Source organism: Sunxiuqinia rutila (genome assembly GCF_050589705.1).
GTDB classification, from domain to species: Bacteria; Bacteroidota; Bacteroidia; order Bacteroidales; family Prolixibacteraceae; genus Sunxiuqinia; species Sunxiuqinia rutila.
On record NZ_JBNGOT010000008.1, the window covers coordinates 108,612 to 133,910 of the forward strand.

Sequence of the window (25,299 nt, forward strand, 5' to 3'; positions counted from 1 at the left end):
ATTCACCGATACATCAGGCGAAATCTTTTTCTTAGGCGAAGTCTAATTCGCTTGTTCCAGCTTTAACAATACAGGCAAATGATCGCTAAACCCACCATGGTATTTGAACCCAACATACGTCCGATTTAGTTTTTGACCTTTGAATTTGGCGTCAGCTTCAAGCAAGAAAGGTAATGTTACCGGCGCAGCAAATTCAGGACGTGTGTGCCACCCCTGAACTTTCAAAAGCTGATCAGAAACCAGTATTTGATCAAAAACCGTCCAGGCCTGGCGGTATTTTATCGTTCCTTGCTTCCACTTACTAGCCAGATTTATCAGCTCGCCATCGATAGCTAAGTTGTCTTTCCGCTTCGCTTGTAAACCATCCAGCAAACTTTTGTTTTGAGGCTGGTCGTTAAAGTCCCCCATCACCACCACTTTGGGGTTCGGCTTTAAAAGCTGAATACCATCAATAGCCCCACGCAAAGTTTTTGCAGCCAACATGCGCTCGTTTTCTGTTTCGGCTTGACCTCCGTAACGCGAAGGCCAATGATTAAAAAACACATGAATCGTATCCCGTCCGGGTAATTGAAAGGTAGCTGACAAAATCTCACGGGTGGTCATTAGCCGCTGCTTACCATCATAAACAGGCCAATAGTAATAATCAACAGGGGTTATGTGATCCGACCGAAACAGGAGAGCAACATCAATTCCTCGCTCATCGGGCGAGTCTTTGTGAATCACCGAATAATTGTAATTCTTCAAAGGCGTTGTTTCCAACAACTTCTCAAGGACCTGGCTATTTTCAACTTCACACAAACCAATAATTTCCGGAGGCTCAAAACCGGCACTTGCCAAAATCACTTTGCTTAGCCGGTTAAGCTTCTCATAAAACCGTCTGTTGGTCCACCGCCGATCACCTTCCGGCAAAAATTCATCATCATTGGTCAATGAATCATTCACCGTATCAAAAAGGTTTTCAACATTGTAAAAAAGGATATGAATCGTAGATGGAGATTCTGACTGCCCGAAAAGGTTCCAACTAAAGATAAAATAAATCAACAAACACAGTCCAAGTTTGACCATGACAACGTTTTACCGGGCAACCTTCTCAATCCGCTCATAAGCGCCTAAATCCGGACCGGCATCATCGGTTCTCCCCTGATTCAGCAAGTCCAAAGGATACTGCTGGCCAATACGACGCAAACCAGCATCTTTAGCAGGGCTTAAAGTATCCAGTTCGAAGTTTAGCTTTTCGTAGGGATCTTTAAACTTAGGATCGATACCACGGAGAATTCCAGAAAAATAGTCCGGATCTGAAATATTAAAGGTGTCAGACACCTGCAGTAAGCAGTGATCAAAATTGTAGTTAAAACCAGCCTCATCTGATATACCTAGTTCCAGCTCGTTGCCCGAACTAATATTCCCGGTAATAATACTGTTTGCAAAATTGGCCTTTTCTAAATCACCCACATAGCTGACACTTTCGCCTGAAGACTGATCAATGATCAGCAAATTGGAAAGCACCAAAGAAGCTGAAGAACGCGAAGTTCCGGAAAATCCGCCCCAATAGTTGGCAATGGTGGTATGGTAAAAATCGTATTCGCCTCCAACAAGCAAAGCTGCTGCGTAAAATCCACAATTCGTGATCAAACAATTGTAGGCTTTAATTTTCGATTTAAGGGAAAAAATGCCGGCATAAGCATGGTTGTAAATCTTTGTGTTGCCCAACTCTACCGTGGCATAACCTTCATCTTCAATGTTACCCACCTGCAGGCCAATATTGGCATTTTTAATTTCAGCATAGTTAAACACATTGCCATGGCTTCCGGAGAACAGCAACAAGCCATTCCACTGGTCGGGCACATCCTGATAAACATCCTCCAAACGGTCGCCCTGAAAAACAATCGGTTGCCCAAACTCTCCCTGCGCTTTTATCCGGCCCCGAACATACAATCCGGCATTATCATGAAAGTAAATCTTTGCTCCAGGATCTATGGTCAACACTTCTCCGCTGTCCACATAGGCATAGTTATACACCAAATAAGGCTTATCCGCCGTCCAAGTCGTCGTTTTTATCCGAGCATCCCGTACCAGGTGAAAATCCTGCCCCCAAGCAACCAAATCAATATCCTGAAACGAAGCATTGGTCGTAAACTCGATGGAGTCCTGAACAACCATGGCCATGTTATTTCCCGTAGGATCAATGGTTACTTCAACAAAAATGTAAATACTGTCTTGGGGAGGAATCTCCAAATCAAACACTTCATTTTCGGCGATCCCGTTAACATTCAGGCGAAACTTCGATTCATCGCCTTTTGCCAAACGAACCGACGAAATTAATAATTTCTGATCGTAGGGGTTATAAACTTTAAGATGTTGGGTGGTTGAACCGATTGATGTAAAAATGGTGTCAAACATGACCGTATCAGCAGAAAACGCTAACTGCACCTCATTGATAGAAACGTACTTCTCGTCCTCGCATGAAATAACCACTACAAGAATTAAAAGCCCAATGATTATGTGTAGTATTTTTTTCACAAGCTGTTTTAGGTTAAACGCCAAAAAGATTGCTAATAGTATTTCAAAAGTACGAAATGATTTTTACAAATTTTAACATTTTTAACAATCAGTGGGTTCATTTCTTCTCTGAACTAAAAACTAGCCCCAAAAGCATAAGTAAACCATTCAATATCAGCAACTCAAAACCAAACTCATATCCGTTAAATAATTGTTTCGAAAAACGGGCTATTAAAAATGTAAGCACTGGCGCTCCAACGGCAATGAATGGCACCAGGCGATCACGCACTTTTCGTTGAAATAAAATGGCAAAAACAAATAAGCCCAGAATGGGGCCGTAGGTATAACTTGCAGCTTTAAAAAGGGCAATAACCACGTTTTCGTCGTTTATAATATGAAAAATAAGAATGACCAGAACCAATAATCCAGAGAATCCTAAATGAATCCATTTCCGATACTTCATTTTAGCATTATTCTTCAGTTGATCCATCTGAAGGAAATCAATTGAAAAGGCCGTTGTCATTGAAGTCAGGGCGGAATCGGCACTGGAGAACGAAGCTGCAGTAATTCCAAGTAAAAAGGCAATAGCCACCGCACCTCCCAAATGATTCAATGCCAACATCGGATACAAATCATCTCCGGCATTGGACACATCAATTCCGGAATGCGAAGCAAATTGGTAGAGCATGGTCCCCAAGCTCATAAAAAGCATTACAATAAACACAAACAGCACACTGAAAACCAGCATGTTTTTCTGCGCTTCCCGCTTCGATTTGCAAGTCAGGTTTTTCTGCATCAAATCCTGATCCATCCCATTGATGGCCAGGGTCATGAAAATGCCGGCTACAAATTGTTTCCAGAAATAATTTGGCGATCGCCAGTCCCAAAAGAATACCTGCGACATATCGCTATGGTAAACCCGGCTGAAGATACCGGCCGTGCTGTCCTGTATGTCTAGCCGACTAATCGTAAAAATCGTCAACAAAACAGCCAGCACCAAAAAGGTCGTCTGCAAGGTATCGGTCCAAACAATAGTTTTAATCCCTGCCCGGTAAGTGTAAATCCAAATCAAAAACACCGTAATGCAGACGTTTGCCCAAAATGGTATTCCAAAAGCGCCAAAAAACGCATACTGCAAAACCACCGCCACCAGGTAAAGCCGAAAAGCAGCACCAATCAATTTTGAAATCAGGAAAAAGAACGAAGCTGTTTGATGACTTAAACTCCCCATCCGCTCTTCTAAAAAGGAATAGATGGAAATCAGTTTCAGACGATAGTAAAAAGGCAACAACAGAAAGGCCACCAGCCAGTACCCAACTAAATTTCCAAAAACAAACTGCAAATACGAAAAGGCAGAGTTTCCCACTTCAGCCGGCACGGAGATAAAGGTTACGCCCGACAAGGTAGCCCCCAGCATTCCGTAGGCCACCAAATACCAGGGAGAAGATTGATTGGCATTGAAGAAAGTGAACTGGTCGACATGGCGCGAAGTAAGCCATGAGACAAGCATGAGCAAAATAAAATAGCCTAAAACAATAGCCAGCGCCAAATAAGAATCCATGCCAATTAGTTGAAGTCGGGGTAAATTAAATAGTTCTTCCGGATGGTGTTGTAGGCATCCAGTTCTTTTTGCCAGCCTTTTTCAATAGTCTCCAGGCTCTTCCCGGCCCGAATTTCTTTTAACAGTTCGTCGGTTCCGGCCAGCAGGTTAAACCAGCGCTCGCGGGTTAAAAACTCAGACTTATCCTCAAACTTATGGTAGAAATCCAAAAAGTATTTCAACGTAAACGTTTCATCAAGCGGGGCAGTGCGAAGGTCAACGCCATAACATAGTTTGCCCAGTTGCTTCGGATTTTTAGACATCCCATCAATGCTTTCAGGGGTAAACTGAAAATCGCCCATTCGCTCATCCGGATAACCAATAACCTGAAACGGGAAATAGGTTCCGCGCCCAATGCTGGCACTGGTTGCTTCAAAAAAACACAAGGAAGGGTATAAGCGTATGGATTGGTCATTGGGCAAATTAGGAGATGGTTTTACCGGCAAAGAGTAAGGCATGTCATGCGTGTAGTTAGCCACCGGAACAACCGTCAGGTCGCAGGCCACCTCATTTTCCAGCCAACCTTCGCCATTCATCATTTGAGCCAGCTCACCAACCGTACAGCCATGCACAACCGGTATGGGGTGCATCCCTACAAAGGATCGGAATTCAGGCTTTAAAACCGGGCCGGCAATGTAATCGCCATTGGGGTTGGGGCGGTCAAAAACAAAAAGCGGTTTGTTATTTTGGGCACAAGCTTCCATTACATAATGCATGGTGCTGATGTAGGTGTAAAACCGCACCCCCACATCCTGAATGTCAAAAATCAAAACGTCCAAATCGGCCAACTGATCGGCTCGCGGTTTTTTGTTTTCCCCGTAGAGCGAAACCACCTCAATACCGGTTTTAGGATCACGCTGATCAGCGACCACTTCTCCGGCATCCGCATTTCCACGAAACCCGTGTTCAGGACTAAAAACCCGCTTTACAGCAAGCTTATTATTCAGTAAGAAATCGAGTAAATGCAGCTCGCCAACGGTTGAAGTGTGGTTACAAATCAAGCCAATGGTCTTGCCTTCCAACTGAGATAAGTACAAATCCGTTCGTTCTGCACCGGGCTGAATTTCCTGAGCTGAAGCCTGACAACCGATCAGAAATAATAACATCCAAACAATACGCATAATAAATAATCGTTCTATTCATCACGAAGTTAAGAAAACATCAGATATAACAAACCGCATTTTAGCATTCATCAATCTTTGCTAATTTTGCTCCTTGAAATTCTAGAAATATGCAAATCCTAAACCGGCTTCTCGTTACGATGCTATTGGGCTGTTATGCCCTGGGAAGTTATTCTCAAAATAATCCCGCTTTTTTAAATTACCTGCAAGATCCCTGGGTCAACAACACCCTGAAGGACATGACTCTGGATGAAAAAATCGGTCAGCTTTTCGTTGCCCAGGTTTATTCCAAACAAGCGCTTTCCGAGCAAAGTCCGCTTTATGAGAAAATCTCGAGATACCATATTGGGGGCCTGATTTTCATGCAAGGAACGCCGGCCAACCAACTGAAAATAACCAATCAACTGCAGAAGCACAGCAAAATTCCGTTGCTGGTAACCATGGATGGCGAATGGGGGCCGGGGTTTCGTCTGACCGGAGCTCCCAAATACCCAGTACAAATGGCTTTGGGCGCCATTCAAAACGACAGCCTGATTTACCGCATGGGCTATGAAGTCGGGAGCCAGATGAAACGCATTGGCGTTCATGTCAACTATGCTCCCGTAGCTGATGTTAACAGCAACCCGGCTAACCCGGTAATCAACTACCGGTCGTTTGGTGAAAATCCGGAGAATGTTGCCCGAAAAACCTGGCTTTACGCCAAAGGAATGCAGGATGCAGGCGTACTGGCAGTAGCCAAGCACTTTCCCGGACATGGAGATACACAAACCGATTCGCATTTGGGTATGCCGGTTATTAAACATGGCTTTGAACGGCTGGAACGGGTGGAGTTGTATCCGTTCAAACAACTGATTCAAAACGGCATTGGTGGCATTATGACTGCACACCTGCATGTAGAAGCTTATGATCCCGAATCTGATATTCCGGCCTCACTGTCCCAAAACGTCACCCAAAACAAGCTCATTGATGATCTTGGCTTTAAGGGGCTGGTGATTACTGATGCCATGAATATGCACGGCGTAAGCAAACAATTTTCGGATGGTGAAGCTACCGTACGAGCGCTGCTGGCAGGCAACGACCTGCTGGAAATTGTTCCCAACCTGCCGGTTCGAATTGAGGCGGTTAAGAAAGCCATCGCAGAAGGGCGGCTAACAGAGGAAGCCATCAATCAAAAATGCCGAAAAGTGCTGGCTCTGAAAAAATGGCTTCAGCTGGACCATTTCCAAGAGGCCAGCCCCAATAAGCTGGAGACCGACTACGCCAATCCGCAATACCAGCTGACCAAACGACTGCTGCATGAGCAGTCGTTAACCCTGCTAAAAAATGAAGGACAACTTCTCCCTCTGCAACGTTTGGACACTTTGGAAATAGCGACCTTCTCCATTGGAACCGATAAAGAAACGCACTTCCTGCGCATGCTGGCCAACTACATGAAAGTTGACTTTTTCAACCTGCCTAAGAACGCGACTTCTCAGGATGTTGCTAAACTGAAGTCCAACCTGAATGGCTACAACTTAATCATCACCGGAATTCACGATATGCGTTTGAGTGTCTCCGGCAACTACGGTTTAACCCCCGTCATTAACGAAGCCTTGGAAGCCCTTTCACAAAAGCCGCAAATCGTCGTTCTGTTTGGAAATCCGTATGCGCTAAACCATCTCAGCAAAGCCAAAAATTCTCAGGGCATCTTAGTCACTTACCAGGAAAACCAGATAACCCAGGAATTGGCTGCTCAGGCCATTTTTGGAGCCATCGATGTTAACGGAAAGCTCCCGGTAAACGTCAACGATACCTTCCAGTTGAACCAGGGAATTGAGCTAAAAAAAAATGACCGTTTTAAGTACACCATTCCCGAGGAGGTAGGCATATCCTCTTCCCATTTAAAATCCAAGGTTGACAGTATTATCCATCTTGGATTAGAAGAAGAAGCTTTTCCCGGATGCCAGGTCTTGATAGCCAAAGAGGGCAAAATAATTTTTCATGAGTGCTATGGCTACTTTACCTACCAGCAAAAAAGGCCCGTTCAAAAGACGGATATCTACGATTGGGCTTCCCTGACCAAGATTACGGCACCATTGCCGGCACTGATCAAACTGTATGGTGAAAGAAAATTCAACCTGGACTTGCCCTTCTCGTTTTATTGGCCCGACTTTAGAAATACCGACAAAGCAAAAATGACAAGCCGTGAGATTTTGGCTCACCAGGCACGGCTGAAATCCTGGCTTCCGCACTACCGAAACACCCTTCGAAAAAACGGGAAACTGAAATCTTCTGTTTTCAAAGATCATCCCACAGCCATGTTCAACCTGCGGGTGGCTTCAAACCTCTATATGAACCAGAATTACATCAATAATATATACAGTGAAATCCGGGATTCAGAATTGCTTCCGCGTAAAAAATATACTTATTCGGAATTGGCTTTTTACTTGTTCCCCCGTATCATTGAGGATCTCACACATACAGATTACGAAGAGTATATCCGCACCCAATTCTACGCCCCTCTTGGTGCCAATTCGGTAACCTACAATGCCTATAAACATTTCCCCGTAAATCAGATTGTGCCCACCGAACAGGATGATTCTTTTCGCAAGGAGCTGCTTCAGGGGTTTGTACATGATGAAGGTGCATCGATGATGGGGGGCGTTTCGGGTAATGCCGGGCTATTTGGCACAGCGACCGATGCTGCAAAAATCATGCAGATGTACCTGCAATACGGGCGGTATGGAGGCCAACAACTGCTTGACTCCTCCAGTGTGCGTGAATTCACACGCATTCAATTTCCGGAAAATGACAACCGGCGTGGTTTGGGCTTTGACAAACCCTACATCGACAACCATAAAAATAAGTTAAAAGACGCCTACCCTGCTGTTGATGCCAGTGTCGATAGTTTTGGGCACAGCGGCTTTACCGGCACTTTTGCCTGGGCCGATCCCCAAAACAAGCTCTTGTTTATCTTCTTTTCCAACCGTGTTTACCCTACGCGGAACAATCCCAAACTATTCCAGCTGAATATTCGTCCGGCCCTGCATCAAGCCATCTACGATAGTCTGAAGTAACCCATTCGTCAGAAGCCTGTTACTTCGATTAAACTACTACTCTAAAGTTGATTTTCAATTGTTAAATCGATCGGAACAATTGCTAAAAAATGTTAAAATGTTCTTTAACACCCAAGCCCTTATAAATCAATTTGGAATACTCACAATGCGCTCCAATTGAAGCTTTCCTTCAAATAAAAATGTTTACCGTCCTTTAAAAATTTGCAAAAGATTTCAAACGCATATATAACTTAATCCGTAAACCTATATTATTAGATTATTAATTTTAACTTTAAGGGGAGTTTAAACGAATTTATTTAATAACCTATAAAATTTTACTGCCATGGATAAAAAAATCACTTTTAACGAATTGCGTAAAATTAAAGACAGTTTACCTGACGGTTCAATTCGCCAAATAGCACAGGAGTTTGATATCGAAGTGGAAACCGTCAGGAATTATTTTGGAGGTGCAAATTATGACCGTGGAAAATCAGTAGGGCTTCATATCGAACCAGGTCCCAACGGGGGAGTAGTATTAATTGACGACACAAAAATATTAGAACGCGCACAACAACTTATTGCAGAGCAGGTTCATTAAAAAACATTTAAAACATTATATTTAGGCTGCCTTATTTCGATAAGGCAGCTTTTTTTTCACCCTCTAAATTCAAAAATTATGACTCGAAACCTAAGCCTGCTAATTGTCTTAGCATTAAGCCTGAGTTTAAATGCTCATGCACAAAAAATGAAAGCGCTATTCAACGGTAAAAACCTCTCCAACTGGGAATTTTTTATTGGTACTGCCCTTACCGGCTTTGATGATCTGAAGGAAAAAGCCACTCCCGAAAGCACATTTTCCGTGGTAGAGCAAAACAACGAAAAGCTGCTTCGGATTTCCGGAGATGCAAACGCCTCCATTGCCACCAAAAAAGCCTATAAAAATTACCATTTCCGCATGGAATTCAAATGGGGAGATGACGTATACACGACTCGAAACAGCGGCTTACTTTACCACAGCGTGGGTGACTTTGGCGTTGGATTAGACACCTGGATGAGTTCCATTGAGCTGCAACTCATGCATGGCAATATTGGTGATGCCTATATGATGGGCGATCCGTATGCTGAAATTCCGGTTGAAAAAGAAGGCGACAAACTGGTTTACGCGGCCAATGGAGACCGGCTGGCCTTTGGAAATGACCAGAATGGCGGCAAAATTGCCCGCAAAGATTCGAACCAGGAAAAAGCAGTTGGGGAATGGAATGTTATTGACCTTTATTGCATTGGACAGAAAGCCCTTCATGTGGTAAATGGCGTAAAAGTGATGGAATGCGACAATATCGGCTTGTTGGTAAACGGCCAGGTTCAGCCACTCAGCAAAGGGAAAATTCAGATCCAGTCAGAAGGCGGCGAATTGTTTATCCGCAAAGCTGAAATCAGAAACATCAAATCGTTTCCGGACAATCTATAGTCCGACAAACTGCTCGCCCCTTTGGGGCTAAAACCAGACAAATATTAGCCTGCAGTATTCAAGGCAAGGATTGAAGCAAATAAAAAGAGGGATCAAAATTTGATCCCTCTTCAAGTCCGAATATAATTCAAAACTCAAATTCCACGCAAACTCTGCATGGGTTTATTTAACAAGCTTGAATTCAACTCTACGATTCTTTGCACGTCCTTCTTCAGTATTGTTTGAAGCAACCGGCTGAGATTTTCCTAAAGGAACAACTTTTACAATCCGGCTGGCAGCAATACCTTTTTCAACCAGGTACGTTCTTGCAGCATTCGCCCGACGCTCTGAAAGCTTCATATTGTAAGCTTCTGTTCCAATTTCATCTGCGTGTCCATACAATTCCACAGAATATTCGCTGTGGTCTTTCATCGTTTTAATCACCTCATCCAAACCAGCTTTAGCTGATGAAGTCAGGCTACTCTTATCAAATTCGTAATGAATGGCCTCTGGATTGGTAGCAACAACCGGACAGCCATTATTATCTGCCGGGCCAGCTTCAGTCGGACAATCATCTTCTTCGTCTACTACACCGTCGCCATCGCGATCATAAGGACAACCATTGCGGTCTACTTTATATCCACGAGGAGTATCCGGGCATTTGTCATCTTTGTCGGCAACACCGTCACCGTCACTGTCAGGACATCCGGCAAGTTCTTTCACTCCGGCAACATCCGGGCAAAGGTCATCTTTATCAGCAACGCCATCGCCATCACGATCCGGGCATCCGTTCAAAGCAATCTCTCCGACTTCAGTAGGGCAGTCATCTTTGTAATCTGGGACGCCATCACCATCGGTATCAATAGGACATCCATTCTTGTCAACAGCAACTCCTTGTGGCGTATTGGGACAGTCATCCTTGCGATCAGGAACACCATCACCATCAGCATCCTTCGATTTTCCGAAGCTAATTTCAATACCTCCAACTCCTTTCCAGAAGCTTTCAGTAAACGTTCCTTCATCTCTTGCTTTCTCACCTCTTAAGCCTTCAATAAATCCGGCTTCAGCAAATAATGAAACAGAAGGGCTCAATGGAAATTTAAAACCTAAACCAGCATCCCAGTTCAATCCTTCTGTTTTGTTGTCCATAATAATACCAGGACCACCATACAAGTAAGGCTGAACACTGCTGTTTTCTTTGAAGATATAACCGTTATTAAACTTGTATCGCAAGTTCAGGAAAGACGCAGAATAATCCAAGGTACTTGAAATTTCGCTGTTAGCAATTCCCAGGTTATTCAAAAGCATCAAATCGAAAGAAGGGCTTAACCACCGACTCAGATAAAACTCCGTTGCCAGTCCTGTTCCTTCAAGCGTGTTTCCATAATACGCTCCGGCTCCCAGGCCCAATCCCCACTTTTTATCGCGGTTTTGTGCTTGTGCTGTTTGAAAAAGCACTCCTACTGTTAAAATTAAAAGTAATTTTCTCATAATAAATTGATCATTGTTTTTAATTGTTTGTTTATCTCGTTTTGCGTGGACCAATGCATACAAAAGGCCATAACGCAATATTATTTTTTATAGTATGAAGGTCACTCCCAGTTTTCCACCGGAAAAAGCATTACCTCCCCCAAATTCAAGGTTGACACCAACCTTCTCCGAGAAATAATATCGACCTCCAACCTGGGCACCAAGTCCCAAATCCGAAGAATGAGAACCGCCATACCCTTTCGGAGAATTCCAGATGTAAAATCCCAAGTTTAATCCAGCGTAAAAGTCCCACTCCGAAGGAAGTTCCAATACCCGGTTAAAATGATAATTCCCGTTTCCGGAAATGCCAAGCACCGAATGGTCATAGTTCACATTGGCATAATTGTCGTTGTACGAACGATAAGAAAGCTCTCCTCCAATGGTGATATCTTCATGCACCCCATAGTCTAACCCAACATACAAAGGAACTCCCCAGGAAGATAATCCCACTCCCACATTCAACTGCGATTCTCCCTTGGCAATTGGCGCCTGCCCAAATAGTAATTGACTAAAAAACACAAAAGACAGAATGAGTATTTGTTTTTTCATGGCTATTATTTTTAAAAATATGATTTTCATTGGCGTTTTAAGTTTCGGATTTGCCTTCTCCTCCAAGTCTCCCTGTACTGACCACATGCCTTAACTAAGGCTTCGTTCCGAATTTAAATGCGTTCGGGAAACGGGCACAAAGCCGAAGTTACTGTAACCAATAAACACCAGAAAAGTTCCGAAAAAACACCACGCTATATTCATAACTAATTTATTGCGCATCAATTCTTTTCGAACAAAAAATTCGAGCACAAAAATCCGTAGATTTTAACTACCACGCACACTACCTCCCTTTACAATATCTATACGCCAATCCATACAACATCTATACACACGCTACAACCACCTATAAAACAAGTCAATAAAAATGGAAATTGACATAAAAGATGAAATAACATCGGCTACTTTATTTTAGCCCGAAAATAGAAGACTAAAAAAGCACTGTTCTTCTCAGAATTTTTTTGATTTTATACATATTTATGATAAGTTTATAGGATGAATAAAACCATTACTATTATAAAGCAACCTATCCTCAACTAGAAAATAATGGGAACAATCAGTCTATTGCTATGTTCCCTAATAAAAAATCTAAACCATGCACGAATGAGCAATAAAAAAATAATGCTTGTTGATGATGAGCCTTTAAACCTAAAGCTCTTTCAAAACATGCTGAAGGAGAATGATTTTCAGATCATCACAGCATCCAACGGGCAGGAATGCCTTGATCAGGTTCAGGTGGCTGCTCCTGATTTGATTTTGATGGACTGGAACATGCCCGTACTTGATGGGCTTGAAACATTAAAACGCTTGAAGCAGAACGAGCACACCAAAGACATTCCCGTCTTGATGATTACCGGCGTGATGACTTCATCGGAAGATTTGGCTTTGGCCATGGATAGTGGTGCAATCGATTTTCTGAAAAAACCCTTTGAAAAACTGGAGCTGAATGCCCGGGTCAAAAACATCATCTTGCTGTCGAGCACCCTAAAAATCCTAAAGGCCCACAACCATTCGCTGGAAGATAAAAGCATCTTCATTTCCTCCCTGCTCGAAAGCATTCCGCATCCGGTGATTTATTGTTCGCTGGAAGGAATCTTGCTCATGTGCAACCATTTTTTCGAGCAACTCATTGAAAAAGACAAGGCCGAATTGCTGGGAAAATCTGTCTACCGGCATTTCCTGAGCGACGAAATTGGATACCATGTTCAAAAAGATATTGAACTCATTCAGAGTGGCGTTGCCATAGCCTATGAAAAAAATGGTTTCCCGGGAGACAAAACATTTATTATCTCAAAAAATGTTGTACTTGACAGCCACAACCAACCTTTAGGAATTATCACTGCTTTCACCGACATTTCAGAACTGAAAAAGGCCAACGAAGAGAATATCAACAACAAAAAAATTGAATTGATCTCGAGCACGCTAAAACTAATGCACCTCAACGAGATGAACACCAGCCTGATCAACGATTTGGAAAAAGTACTGCCCCATGCCACCAAAGAAGGTCAGGAACAAATTCGAAAGATGACCGGCAAGTTCAAAATGAACATGGCCGAACAGATCTGGAATGATTTTGAAGCCCGTTTTGAGAGTGCTTTCGATTCCTTTTACCGCATCCTGCTGGAGCGTTTTCCAAACCTAACACCCAATGAGCGCAAATTATGCGCCTTGTTACGCTCTGGTTTTTCATCCAAAGACATTGCTGTCCTTACCTTTCAAAACCCGCAAAGTGTTGATGTAGCCCGCTACCGCCTGCGAAAAAAACTGAACCTGGTAAATGATGAAAACCTGACCGACTTTCTTCTTTTGATTGACAAACAACAAACTGACAAACAACCTACTACCACTGAAGTATAGATAAAGTATAGTTCACCAATTGATTTTCCTGCTGGAATATTTCGATTTTTGCAAAGCAAAATTCGAAAACAGTTAAAGGACGATTCCGGAAATGTCAAAATTAAAACTCCCCAAACGCCTGCTCACAGTAACCCTGTTGATGGCATTAACTCTGATTCTGATTGTTGGAATAATCATTAGCCTAATTAATGAAAAAGCCCAAATTCAGTTAGCACTAAATCTATCTCAGCAAAACCGGGAACAGCTTCTGAAAACAGAAAGCGTTACCGAATCGCTTTTGTTGCTGGAAGCCCGCTTTCAAGAGTACTGCATTACTTTTGAGCCACAAGCTTTTGAAGCCTACAAGTTTCATGTTCAGACACTCTCTGAAAACATCCGGCTATTACAGCAAGCTTTCGCGAATGTGTCTGCTGAAGAAAGTGACCACATTACGGGTATCCTGGATGAAAAAACCAAAGAAACAGACATTTATGTCCGGCTACGACAAATTACCGATTCCTTGATTTTTTCAGTCGCCGATCTGGAAGCACAGCAAACCAATCTGGGAAAGTACTCCCCACTCCCGGCTGAAGGACGGGTAGACACAATCAGCGTCACGGAAACACGGGAGAGTCATAAAAAAGGCTTGCTGGGAAAAATAAAAACGGCCCTCGTTGGTGAAAAAGTCCAGGAGCGTGTCAATACCAAACTTCTGGTGCAGTCTCCGCAAAGCCAGCCTGGAACAACTCCAAACCAACAAACAACCAGCCTGAATCCAAGTTCCGGGAACATCACAGAGCTGGTGAAGAAAGCCTATAAACTTAAAGAAAGTGAACTCAAACTCATTGCTATCAACAACAATCTAATCAGCGAAATACACCAACTTGTTGATGAAGTAAAAAGCCATATCAAAGCACAGGAGGTCAGGCAGAACAACTCCTTTCTAAACTCAGTCCAGAGTTCGACTAACTTTCTGCAAAATATCCTGATTGCCCTAATGTTATTGGCCTGCTTGCTTGCCGGATACATTTTCTGGCTTGCATTGAAGAACAATCGTTTTCAGGAAAATATTCTGACCCTAAACAAAAAGGTAACCAAGGATTCCCTTCAAAAAGACAAGTTTTTCTCCATCATCAGCCACGATTTGATGAACCCGTTCAATGCACTGCTCGGGTTTAGCGAAATGCTTAATGCGTCGATAAAAGAAGACAACCGGGAAGACACGACAGAGTATGCCTCCATTGTTCATCAATCGTCCAAACGCATCTTCAACCTTTTGCAAAACATACTCATTTGGGCTCGAATGCAGAATGGAAAAGTAAACTATTCGCCCAAAACTGAAAAAGTTGAAGAACTAGTTTCTGACACTTTATTGGTTCTAGCTCCAATTGCTCAAAACAAAGGAATTAAACTAACGTGGGAAGTGGAAAAAGAAACAACAGCCAAGCTCGACTCCAACATGATTAGCTCAACCTTGCGAAATTTAGTTACCAATGCCATCAAGTTTACCGCTAAGGGAGGAAGCGTAAAAATTACGGCCTCGGCTGATTCAAACAACTTAAACTTCGTTGTTGCTGACACTGGGGTAGGCATGTCTTCGGAACAATTAGCGAACCTTTTCAGAATTGATAAAAACGCCTCTTCGAGAGGGACAAACGATGAAACAGGAACGGGCCTTGGACTGATTATTGCCAAAGAATTTATCGATGCTCACCAGGGAAAAATTTGGGCAGAAAGTACTTTAGGAAAAGGAAGTCAGTTCTACTTCTCGATTCCACTTAGCTAATCATTTTAGTTGAGTATGATCAATTGGTCACGCAAGCGACTTTCGTTCTTCAAGAATATTTGATACTTTTACTGCATCTCGTTGGGGGTGTCCGCCAATAGGCGGGCTGAGATTATACCCCGGAACCTGAAATGTATAATAACAGCGGAGGGAAACGAGGATTGTATTTCAATTGACGATTAATTGAACGCTAAATACAAGCCGTTTCGCATTTCTGCGGAGCGGCTTTTCCTTTATAATCCCTTTAGCGGCAAGATTCGTTCGTTCCCAAAAATAAACGTCATGATCAATTCAAAATCGATTTATGCTGATTTAACAGCTTTAAGAAAAAACGTCCCCTTGGTGCATAACATCACCAATTTTGTGGTTATGAATAATACGGCCAACGCCTTGCTTGCAGTTGGTGCCTCCCCGGTGATGGCTCACGCCATTGAAGAAGTCGCCGATATGGTCGGAATTGCCTCTTCATTAGTTATCAATATGGGAACCTTAAACCCACAATGGGTTGACGGCATGCTTCAGGCCGGAGCTGCAGCCAGGCAAAAAGGAATACCGGTAGTTTTCGATCCGGTTGGTGTAGGCGCTACTCCTTATCGGAATCAAGTAGCGACCCAAATTATAGCCACATGCCAACCAAGCATTATCCGCGGAAATGCCTCCGAAATCATGGCTTTGGCAAAAGAAAATATAGCCACAAAAGGAGTCGATAGCACCATCGCTGCCGATTCAGCTTTAGAAGCGGCCAAGCGTTTGGCCAATCAAACCGGAGCAGTGGTGGTCATTAGCGGTGTGGAAGATTTCATCACGAATGGAGAACAGGTCATTTCCATTAAAAATGGCAGTACACTCATGCCCAGAGTAACCGGCATGGGCTGTACAGCATCTGCCATCACCGGAGCCTTTGCCGCAATCAACGAAGACGCACTTCAGGCTGCAGCACACGCCATGGCTGTGATGGGAATTACCGGTGAGTTATCAGCAGCTAAAGTTGCCGGCCCGGGAAGTTTACAAACCGTCTTCATTGACACCTTGTATCAACTTTCCGAAGAAGAAATTACCAACACCTTTATCAATTAACTATGATTCCTTTTGATTTGAGCCTCTACCTGGTAACCGATCGCGATTTGTCGAAAGGAAGGCCATTGGAATACATTGTTTCCGAAGCAGTGAAAGGAGGCGTCACCATGGTTCAGCTCCGCGAAAAAGACTGTTCATCCCGCGACTTTTATGAGCTTGGAATTCGGTTAAAAAGGTTACTCAAACCACAGAATATTCCGCTCATCATTAACGACCGCCTAGACATCGCCTTGGCCGTTGACGCAGATGGGTTGCACATTGGACAAAGCGATTTGCCTTGCGAGATTGCCCGGCAATTTCTGGGGAAAAATAAAATTCTGGGGCTATCAGTAGAAACCATTCAACAGGTTGAAGAAGCCAATGCTTTAGATATCGACTACATCGGAATTTCGCCCGTATTTGCCACCCCGACCAAAACAGATACGTTCACCCCATTTGGGCTCGAAGGCGTAAAAGCCAGCTGTGCATTATCCAAACATCCTGCTGTAGCCATTGGCGGAATAAACCTTGAAAACACCGCGGAGATCATTGCCAAAGGAGCTGACGGAGTTGCTGTTGTTTCGGCCATCTCGTCAGCGGATAGTCCCATGAAAGCCGCAGCATCATTAAAAAAATTAATTGTTAAAAAATAAAGCTATGAAATGGAGTAAAGAAGCCTGGGAAACCTGTAACCCTGTCTATAACCAAATATTAAAATTACCTTTTTTGAACGAACTGATGGAAGGAACACTTCCAAAGGAAAAGTTCTTTTTTTACTTGCAGCAGGATGCTTTTTACCTTGCCGAGTATGGAAAAATTTTAGCAGGCATTGCCGCAAAACTTGACTGCAAAGAGTGGCGCGAAGATTTTCTTTCATTCTCTTCAGATACCGTCACCGTAGAACAAGCCTTGCACGAATCGTACCTAAAAGGAGCAAGCGGAGAAGCAACGCCTTCTCCAACCTGCACGCTTTACACCGGACATATGCACCAACAGCTGGCCAGCGGATCGGTTGAAAATGCCTTAGCTGCTATATTGCCTTGCTTCTGGGTTTACAAAGAAGTGGGCGATTATATCTTGGCCAACCAGACAAAAGGAACAAATCCTTACCAGGAATGGATCAATACTTATGGTGGAGAAGAGTTTGCTCTTGCCGTAAAAAAGGCAGTTGCCATTTGCGATGAAGCTGCGCAAAACACAACACCAGCAAAACGCCAGGCGATGACGAAGGCCTTTGAGCTGTCCTTTAAAATGGAATGGATGTTTTGGCACAGTGCTTGGCAGCAAGAGCAATGGCCTGTCTGACAGAACAATTAATGAATTTTAGAGGCATCAAAACTGAGGATAAAAGAAAAACCATGGAATTAAAAGAAATAGGAGAGTTCGGTTTTATCGAACGTTTTTCACCCGAGTTTAAATCGCTGCTGACCAAAAACGTCTTTGGCATTGGTGATGATTGCGCCATTCTACCAATGAATGACACCGAAGATCTGCTGGTTACCACCGATATGCTGATTGAGGATATTCACTTTTTGCGTGAAAAAATCACCCCTTGGCAACTGGGCTACAAATCGGTTGCTGTTAACCTGAGTGATTTAGCTGCTATGGGAGCAACGCCAATTGGGACTTTTCTGTCCATCGCCATTCCTCCGGGAGTCGATGTTGAATACCTGGATAAACTGATGAAAGGCTACCACGCCATTTCGGATCGCTACCAAACTCCGCTTTTAGGAGGTGACACCACCAAATCCGTTAAACATTTGGCCATTAATGTTTGTGCCATTGGGAAGTGCCCCAAAGGACAGGCCAAATTACGTTCTGGCGCACAAGCAGGCGATGTGGTTTGTGTTACCGGCTCATTGGGGGATTCGGCAGGTGGGCTGCAGGTTCTGCTCAACCAGCTGGAATCAAACGAGGATACGGATTACCTTTTGAAAAAGCACCACCAGCCAGAACCCAGGATTGAACAAGGAGAAGCTCTGGTCAATCTCAACGGGGTTCATAGTATGATGGACATTTCAGATGGAATTGCTTCCGACCTAAAACATATCCTGAAAGCTTCCAGGAAAAGAGCCAGAGTTGATTTGAACAAGCTGCCGACCTCACCACAACTGAAGCGGGTGAGCCAGGAACAAAACTGGCAACTGGAAGAATTGGCAGTTGGTGGTGGCGAAGACTACGAATTGCTGTTTACCCTCGAATCCAGTCAGCTTGAACCATTACAAAGGCTATTTCAAGAACAGTTTGGCCAAACCGTTTTCCCAATCGGGGTCATTGAGGAAGGAAAACCGGAGATTCACTGGTTCAAAGATGGAAAAGAAGCTCAATTTGGGAAAACCGGTTTTAATCATTTTCAATAATTTCTAAATCGTAATAATGAACTATAAACGAGTTTTAAGCATTGCCGGAAGTGATCCCAGTGGTGGCGCCGGCATTCAGGCCGACCTAAAGGCAATTTCAGCTTGTGGCTGTTTTGCAACAACGGCTATCACCGCCATTGTTGATGAAAACACGGTTGGGGTTTATGGCGTCCACCCTGTCCCAATCGATTTTGTAAAAGGACAGATCAAATCAGTTTTGGAAGATGTTGGAACTGATGCCATAAAAATTGGGATGTTGCACTCTTCGGAACTCATCCGTGCAGTTAAAGAGGCCATCCTGCCACATCAGGTCAACAATATTGTTCTGGATCCGGTTATGGTAGCCACCTCTGGCGACAAACTTCTACAAGACGAAGCCATTGCAACCTTACAACAAGAGCTGATTCCAATGGTGCGGGTAATCACCCCCAATATTCCGGAAGCAGAAATCTTGTCCGGCCTAAAAATCAACCAGCAAGCTGATTTGAAAAAAGTTGCCAAGGCCTTATCCTGCCAGCAAACCGTTTCCGTTTTGCTCAAAGCAGGACACTTAACGGATAATGAGCTTATCGACGTGTTTTACAATGCTGAAACGGATGAGTTTCTGGAGCTTTCATCAAAACGGATCAATACCCGGAACACGCACGGAACAGGCTGCACCTTTTCTTCGGCATTGGCCGCTTTCCTGGCTAAACAAGAATCGCTGAACGATGCAGTGACTCATGCAAAACAGTACATCAATCAAGCCATTGAAAAAGGAGCTGCCTACCAAATCGGCAAAGGCAACGGGCCTGTTCATCATTTCCACAACCTTTGGAAAGAAGAACCACAATTGGTTTGACACCATGCCCAAAGGCAAAAAAAAAGCGGAGTGAAAATCCATTCACTCCGCTTTTGCTTTATCTTTTTGTCCGCTTGCGTTTGGCCCTTGGCTGGTCCATGGCGGTTTTCTTTTTCTTCTTAATTTTCGGAACCGACACGCGCTCTTCGCCCGTCACTCGGTCAACCTCCAAAGAATGGCCATCCAATGAAGACTGGTTCATCGATTGAATCAATTCCTTTTCAAAACGACTATCGATCTCGAAGAAGGAGAATTTACGTTGAATATCGATTTTGCCAATTTCAACATTTTTCCGTTTCGAGTGCTCATTAATCAAGCCTAACAGGCGTGAAGCATTCAGGTTTTGCTTTTTACCCGCATTGATAAACAGGCGGCTAAAGTTCATTCCATTGTCGTTGTAGTCATTTCCACGATCACCACGCCGGCCACGCTTATCTCCACCCTTGCGTTCCTGTCCGCGAACGTTCAGGTCCGGTGCATTTTTATAGTATGCTAAGAAGCGGTTAAATTCAGCCGAAACAAATCGCTTGAGTATTTCCTCGCTGTTCAATCCTTCAAACTTCGCCATAATGGCCGGCATGTAAGGATCAATTTTAGAGTCATTCACTTCAACCTGCGCTACTTTTTCTGCCAGGTGCATCAACTGAACTTCACAGATTTCTTCTCCTCCCGGAACGTCTTTCCGCTCGAAGCGCTTATTGAAGATTTTCTCAATATGTCTCAGTTTTCCGGTTTCACGCATGTGTAAAATAGAAACTGAGATTCCACTTTTCCCAGCTCTACCGGTACGTCCACTACGGTGAATGTATGCTTCCGGATCATCGGGCAAGCTGTAGTTAATAACATGGCTCAGGCTATTCACATCAAGCCCACGTGCTGCCACGTCGGTTGCTACCAACATCTGCAATTGCCCCGTACGAAAACGGTTCATCACATAATCGCGCTGTGCCTGCGACAAGTCGCCATGCAAAGCATCCGCATTATAACCATCTTCCATCAGCTTTTCTGCCACATCACGTGTTTCCATACGAGTACGACAGAAAACAATAGCATAACAGTTGGGGTAGTTGTCAGCCACTCGTTTCAAAGTAGCATATTTATCTTTGGCCTGAACCACGTAATAATGATGCTCCACATTTGCTGCACCTTCATTTTTACGTCCTACTGAAATTTCCTCAGGAGAATGTAAATATTTGTTGGTCATGTTGGAAATCTCACGAGGCATAGTCGCCGAAAAAAGCAAGGTTTGCTTGATGGCCGGTGTCTCTGCTAAGATTGCATCCAACTCTTCCTTAAAACCCATGTTTAGCATTTCATCCGCCTCATCCAATACCATCCATCGAATCTGACTAACGTTTAACACCTTACGGCGAATCAAGTCATGTACACGCCCGGGGGTTCCTACAACCACCTGGCCGCCACTGCGCAACTCACGAATTTGCTTACTGATATCGGCACCACCATAAACGGCAATGTTTTTAAACCCACGTAGGTTCTTGGAAAAAGCATCCAAATCGCGACTAATCTGCAAACACAGCTCGCGCGTTGGGCACAAAATCAAAGCCTGAATATCTTTTTTAGTCACATCACAATTGTGAAGAACAGGCAACCCAAAAGCAGCTGTTTTTCCCGTACCTGTTTGCGCTAAAGCAATCAAGTCGTTTTTGTTATTGATAAGATGTGGAATTGTTTTCTCCTGAATAGGAGTAGGTTGCTCAAAGCCCATTTCTGAAATGGCGCTAAGCAGTTCGGGTTTGAGACCCGTCTGTTCAAATGTCATCATTGTATTTATTTAACCGAAAAGCAACACGCTTTCCGAACCCAATAAGCACTGATGACAATAAAATTTACTTTTCAATACACCCCTATGCCACCGATGCCAAAAATTGAGCTGCAAAGATAGGTTAATTTTCCAGACCTGACTCCTGCGGCTTCCTCATGTAAATTTCCTGTTAAGGCACACAAACACAAACCACACCAAACAACTACAGCAGAACACATTACAGCAAGCAAAACAATAACCAACAAACAACGACCAGACTGCTAAATCATCAATTATTGCATTTTATGGAAGGTTTGGAAGCCCTCAGAAAGTCAGTAACCCGATTCAAATTGAAAAACTTTGAACCAACCGTCAACAAAAAAGACAGACAAAAATCTATGCTGAAATAATTCAGCAAACCAAATGCTTTGGAATTAAGTTTATATCCTTAGTTTTGATCTAAAGAAGTTGAAATGACCATTGTACTCGTTGCCCTTTGTGTTTTTATTTTGAATATCCCTTTTGGCTACCTTCGCTCCAAGCACAAAAAGTTCAGCCTGATGTGGTGGCTTTATATTCACATTCCGGTTCCCTTTGTCATATTGCTCCGCATATACAGCGATATTGGCTTTGCTTTTTACACCTATCCGATTCTTGTCGGTGCATTTTTTGCCGGCCAACTGACTGGAAGACTCTGCTTTGCCCCACGATCAAAAAACTAAGTTAGCAGTACGTTTTATTGCCTGTTGCTACCCACAAGGCCAGTCATTTTTCGACATACCAAACCCGAATTACCCGAACCCCAAAAGGCTGGTTCATCTTACTCAACTGTCTTTTTTGAACTGGCCAATTCTACAAGCTTGGCGGGAATAGCTTCAAGACTGAGCCTGATTTCGGGCTGAGCTATTTTTAAGGCAAAGCGCGGCATAATCGGGGCAATAGCATGACAAGGGTCCTGAACGATTGTTTTCCCTCCAAAGCTTTTGATAGTCTTCAGGCCTTCAGCACCATCAGAATTGGCGCCGGTAAGTATCAGGCCAATAAGCTCGTGTTGATAGGCCCAGGCAGCCGACTCAAAAAGGATGTCGATAGAGGGGCGCGAATAATTCAGTTTTTCATCCGTCGACAAGGAAAAGGTCCGGTCATCTTCAACCAACAAATGGTAGTTTGGCGGTGCAAAATAAATGTGTCCGGGTAAAACAGGCTCCTTACTTTCGGCTTCTTTTACCTGCAAAGTACAAAGCTCATTTAAAAGCCGTATAAACGTATCATTCTTATGCTCGCCAATGTGCAAAACGACAATGACGGGCAACGGAAAATCTTCGGGCAGCTGAGGCAGTATAAGCTTCAGTGCTTCCAAGCCGCCATAGGAGGTACCAACAACTATTGCTTTATACATTCAACTTCTTTTTAAAAATTTTCTGCTTATCATCCAGAGCGACAAACCGATTTTCAACCGTCGAAAATTTCAGGCTTTCTTTACTTCCCAGGCACAAATAGCCGGCAGGCACCAAACTTTCTGTCAACAAATTCAGCACTTTATCCTGAAGCATCTTATCAAAATAGATCAACACATTCCGGCACATAACCAGGTTCACTTCAGCAAAAACACCATCGGTAACCAAATTATGGTCGGCAAAAACAATCCGTTTGGAAAGCTCCTTTTTAAACATGACCGATCCATACATTGAATTGTAATAATCCGATAACTTTCCCTTTCCGCCTGATAGCTGGTAATTGCGCTCATACAGCTCCATGTCGGCTTTCTGATAAACCCCTTCTTTTGCAATTTCCAGCACCTTTCGGTTAAAGTCGGTGGCATAAAACTGGCAACGCTCCAGCAAGCCTTCTTCCTGCAGCAAAATAGCCAGCGAATATACTTCCTCTCCCGTGGCACAGCCGGCATGCCACACCTTAAAATAGGTGTAAGTTTTGAGTTTGGGAACAATGTTCTCGCGAAACGAGCGGTAAAAATCCGGATCACGAAACATCTCGGTGACATTAATGGAAAGATCTTCCAGAAAGTCCCGAAAAAAATCCGGGTCACGCAAAACCTTATTTTGTAATTCCGACACGGTTTCCAGCCGGCACAAACTCAGCCGGTTTAAAACCCGCCTGCGAATATGGGCTTTGCTGTAATTTCTGAAATCATAGCCGTATTTCTGGAAAATCCCTTCCAAAAGCAGCTGCAATTCGATGGTCAACAAGTCGGCATTGGCATCACTATAGGCACTCATGTTCAGTCTGATTCTTTGTTGTTTTCGTTCGACTAACTTCCTGCAATACCAATAAAAGTTCTTTTTCAGAAAAAGGTTTACTTAAAAAGTTATTCATTCCGGCCAGCATGCAATCTTTTTTCTCTTCAACCAAAGAATTGGCCGTTACGGCAGTAATATAAACCGGATGTTTTACCAAGGCCTCCCGTTCCATTTTCCTTATCGCTTTGGTAGCCTGAATACCATTCAGAACCGGCATTTGCATATCCATCAAAATCAAGTCGTAGGGCAACTGCTGGTGCATATCGACAGCCTCCTGCCCATTGTTGGCAATGTCGCATTTGTAGCCCAGTTGTTTTAAACTAAGCTCACAAACCCGCTGATTAATGGCGTTGTCTTCTGCCAGCAAAATGCGAAAATCAGCTTGATGCTGTACATCCTGCCTTTCCAACTCTAACCCCGGGCAAGCCGCTTTTTTTAACGGAAGACGAAACCAGAACTCAGCTCCCTGCCCCAGTTCACTGTTCACATTTATTTCGCCATTCATCAGGCACACCAAGTTTTGTGAAATGGCCAACCCCAATCCTGTGCCGCCATATTTTCGCGTGATGGATGTTTCCGATTGAGAAAACTCTTTAAACAACAACAGCTTGCCTTCCTCCGAAATACCAATTCCCGTATCAATAACCCGGAATAAAATTCGTGCCATGGATTCGTGCCAATCCACTAATTCAATACAAATTTCGACTTTCCCTTGGTGGGTAAACTTAATGGCATTATTGACCAAGTTCATCAAAATCTGGTTAATCCGTAAAGGATCTCCGCAAAGCCTTTCCGGCACATCATCGCCAATAGCGTACTTAAATTGAATGCCTTTTTCAATGGCTTTAAACTTCATCAGCTGAAAGACATTCTCAACCAGTTCTTTTAAATTGAAGTCAATCATTTCAAGCTGAATCTGCCCGGATTCAATTTTTGAGAAGTCCAAAATATCGTTGATAATCAACATCAAATTCTCACCCGAATTGGTCACAATATTGAGCAGTTCTTTCTGATCATCGTTTAAATCCGTTTTTTGCAACAACTTGGAAACCCCAAGCACACCGTTGAGTGGCGTACGTATTTCATGCGACATATTGGCCAGAAACATGGACTTGGTTCGTGTAGCCTCCTCAGCTTTGTCTTTGGCTATTTTCAGATTCAGATTGGCCTTTTCCATTTCTCCGAGCAGGTAATCCAGCTTGGCTCGCTGCAAGTACAGGTCGAGAAAAACTTGGACTTTCCCCTTCAAAATATCAGGAATAATGGGTTTGGGGATAAAATCGACTGCACCGGTTTCGATGCCCTTGATAATGTGCAAATCACTTTGATGAATGGCAGAAACAAAAATAACAGGCAGGTACCTGGTCTTCTTACGTTGGCGCATCATCTCCAGGGTTTCATATCCATTCATCCCGGGCATCTGAACATCCAGGATTACAAGCGCAAATTCCTCTTTCAAACTTAATTTCAGTGCTTCTTCTCCTGAATACGCCCGAAAAATATCACTATCAAAATCCTCTAAAACAGCCTCCAGGCTAATGAGATTCTCAACCAGATCGTCGACAATCAGAATTTTTGGTTTCATGTAATTTACAATTTATCTTCAATAAGCCCGCCAG

The 25,299-nt window shown here is 43.5% G+C and carries 21 protein-coding genes and 1 riboswitch; of the genes, 11 read left to right on the top strand and 10 right to left on the bottom strand.

Features of this window, described 5'->3' with window-relative positions:
• Positions 1–42 precede the first annotated feature (42 nt).
• The 4 genes from ACRD6K_RS11810 to ACRD6K_RS11825 form a co-directional block, all read right to left on the bottom strand.
• Entirely contained in the window at positions 43–1,065 is a 1,023-nt protein-coding gene (locus ACRD6K_RS11810; protein ID WP_430973413.1) for an endonuclease/exonuclease/phosphatase family protein, read from the bottom strand.
• 9 nt (positions 1,066–1,074) lie between these two features.
• Positions 1,075–2,520: a hypothetical protein gene (locus ACRD6K_RS11815; RefSeq protein ID WP_430973414.1), complete on the bottom strand. Its 1,446-nt coding sequence runs from the start codon at positions 2,518–2,520 to the stop codon at positions 1,075–1,077.
• Between the two features lie 97 nt (positions 2,521–2,617).
• Positions 2,618–4,060 carry a sodium:solute symporter gene (locus tag ACRD6K_RS11820; RefSeq protein ID WP_430973415.1) on the bottom strand — a complete coding sequence of 481 codons (1,443 nt, stop codon included), beginning with the start codon at positions 4,058–4,060 and terminating at the stop codon, positions 2,618–2,620.
• 5 nt (positions 4,061–4,065) lie between these two features.
• A complete protein-coding gene (locus ACRD6K_RS11825) occupies positions 4,066–5,220 on the bottom strand; it encodes an exo-beta-N-acetylmuramidase NamZ family protein (RefSeq protein ID WP_430973416.1) in 1,155 nt (384 codons plus the stop codon).
• A 110-nt stretch (positions 5,221–5,330) separates the two neighbouring features.
• Here ACRD6K_RS11825 and ACRD6K_RS11830 point away from each other — a divergent pair, with 110 nt between their 5' ends.
• The 3 genes from ACRD6K_RS11830 (at position 5,331) to ACRD6K_RS11840 (ending at position 9,723) form a co-directional block, all read left to right on the top strand.
• The gene (locus ACRD6K_RS11830) at positions 5,331–8,276 is read left to right on the top strand and encodes a serine hydrolase domain-containing protein (protein WP_430973417.1); all 2,946 of its coding nucleotides are present in this window, start codon (positions 5,331–5,333) and stop codon (positions 8,274–8,276) included.
• Positions 8,277–8,598: 322 nt separating this feature from the next.
• Positions 8,599–8,853 (top strand): DNA-binding protein, encoded by a 255-nt coding sequence (locus tag ACRD6K_RS11835; protein WP_053186667.1) that lies wholly within the window; start codon positions 8,599–8,601, stop codon positions 8,851–8,853.
• A 78-nt stretch (positions 8,854–8,931) separates the two neighbouring features.
• Positions 8,932–9,723, top strand: coding sequence for a 3-keto-disaccharide hydrolase (locus ACRD6K_RS11840; RefSeq protein ID WP_430973418.1), 792 nt, complete (start codon positions 8,932–8,934; stop codon positions 9,721–9,723).
• Between the two features lie 162 nt (positions 9,724–9,885).
• On the opposite strand, the gene ACRD6K_RS11845 is transcribed toward ACRD6K_RS11840, so the two are convergent.
• Positions 9,886–11,193, bottom strand: a complete 1,308-nt coding sequence (locus tag ACRD6K_RS11845; RefSeq protein ID WP_430973419.1) for an OmpA family protein — start codon at positions 11,191–11,193, stop codon at positions 9,886–9,888.
• A gap of 87 nt (positions 11,194–11,280) precedes the next feature.
• Positions 11,281–11,781 (bottom strand): porin family protein, encoded by a 501-nt coding sequence (locus tag ACRD6K_RS11850; RefSeq protein WP_299579423.1) that lies wholly within the window; start codon positions 11,779–11,781, stop codon positions 11,281–11,283.
• A gap of 603 nt (positions 11,782–12,384) precedes the next feature.
• Between ACRD6K_RS11850 and ACRD6K_RS11855 the strand changes: the two genes are divergently transcribed.
• From ACRD6K_RS11855 to thiD, 7 genes are all read left to right on the top strand, one after another.
• A complete protein-coding gene (locus ACRD6K_RS11855) occupies positions 12,385–13,638 on the top strand; it encodes a response regulator (protein WP_430973420.1) in 1,254 nt (417 codons plus the stop codon).
• A gap of 91 nt (positions 13,639–13,729) precedes the next feature.
• Positions 13,730–15,403 (top strand): sensor histidine kinase, encoded by a 1,674-nt coding sequence (locus ACRD6K_RS11860; protein WP_430973421.1) that lies wholly within the window; start codon positions 13,730–13,732, stop codon positions 15,401–15,403.
• Positions 15,404–15,476: 73 nt separating this feature from the next.
• Positions 15,477–15,573: riboswitch (TPP riboswitch) on the top strand.
• A 112-nt stretch (positions 15,574–15,685) separates the two neighbouring features.
• Entirely contained in the window at positions 15,686–16,480 is a 795-nt protein-coding gene (gene thiM / locus ACRD6K_RS11865; RefSeq protein ID WP_430973422.1) for a hydroxyethylthiazole kinase, read from the top strand.
• A gap of 2 nt (positions 16,481–16,482) precedes the next feature.
• Positions 16,483–17,112 carry a thiamine phosphate synthase gene (thiE, locus tag ACRD6K_RS11870; protein WP_430973423.1) on the top strand — a complete coding sequence of 210 codons (630 nt, stop codon included), beginning with the start codon at positions 16,483–16,485 and terminating at the stop codon, positions 17,110–17,112.
• Between the two features lie 4 nt (positions 17,113–17,116).
• Complete coding sequence (locus ACRD6K_RS11875; protein WP_430973424.1) at positions 17,117–17,764, top strand: TenA family protein; 648 nt, start codon at positions 17,117–17,119, stop codon at positions 17,762–17,764.
• 53 nt (positions 17,765–17,817) lie between these two features.
• Positions 17,818–18,819: a thiamine-phosphate kinase gene (thiL, locus tag ACRD6K_RS11880; RefSeq protein ID WP_430973425.1), complete on the top strand. Its 1,002-nt coding sequence runs from the start codon at positions 17,818–17,820 to the stop codon at positions 18,817–18,819.
• Between the two features lie 16 nt (positions 18,820–18,835).
• On the top strand, positions 18,836–19,660 hold the full coding sequence (thiD, locus tag ACRD6K_RS11885) for a bifunctional hydroxymethylpyrimidine kinase/phosphomethylpyrimidine kinase (protein ID WP_430973426.1): 825 nt from the start codon (positions 18,836–18,838) through the stop codon (positions 19,658–19,660).
• 58 nt (positions 19,661–19,718) lie between these two features.
• Here thiD and ACRD6K_RS11890 read toward each other — a convergent pair whose 3' ends face one another.
• On the bottom strand, positions 19,719–21,443 hold the full coding sequence (locus tag ACRD6K_RS11890; protein ID WP_299579448.1) for a DEAD/DEAH box helicase: 1,725 nt from the start codon (positions 21,441–21,443) through the stop codon (positions 19,719–19,721).
• Between the two features lie 452 nt (positions 21,444–21,895).
• Between ACRD6K_RS11890 and ACRD6K_RS11895 the strand changes: the two genes are divergently transcribed.
• Complete coding sequence (locus ACRD6K_RS11895) at positions 21,896–22,144, top strand: hypothetical protein (RefSeq protein WP_299579451.1); 249 nt, start codon at positions 21,896–21,898, stop codon at positions 22,142–22,144.
• 98 nt (positions 22,145–22,242) lie between these two features.
• Here ACRD6K_RS11895 and ACRD6K_RS11900 read toward each other — a convergent pair whose 3' ends face one another.
• The 3 genes from ACRD6K_RS11900 to ACRD6K_RS11910 are packed head-to-tail and all read right to left on the bottom strand — an operon-like array spanning position 22,243 to position 25,265.
• On the bottom strand, positions 22,243–22,821 hold the full coding sequence (locus ACRD6K_RS11900) for a chemotaxis protein CheB (protein WP_430973427.1): 579 nt from the start codon (positions 22,819–22,821) through the stop codon (positions 22,243–22,245).
• Complete coding sequence (locus ACRD6K_RS11905) at positions 22,814–23,659, bottom strand: CheR family methyltransferase (protein ID WP_299579457.1); 846 nt, start codon at positions 23,657–23,659, stop codon at positions 22,814–22,816. The genes ACRD6K_RS11900 and ACRD6K_RS11905 overlap by 8 nt, the downstream gene beginning before the upstream one ends.
• Positions 23,646–25,265 carry a response regulator gene (locus tag ACRD6K_RS11910; protein WP_430973428.1) on the bottom strand — a complete coding sequence of 540 codons (1,620 nt, stop codon included), beginning with the start codon at positions 25,263–25,265 and terminating at the stop codon, positions 23,646–23,648. The genes ACRD6K_RS11905 and ACRD6K_RS11910 overlap by 14 nt, the downstream gene beginning before the upstream one ends.
• Positions 25,266–25,299: the final 34 nt, after the last annotated feature.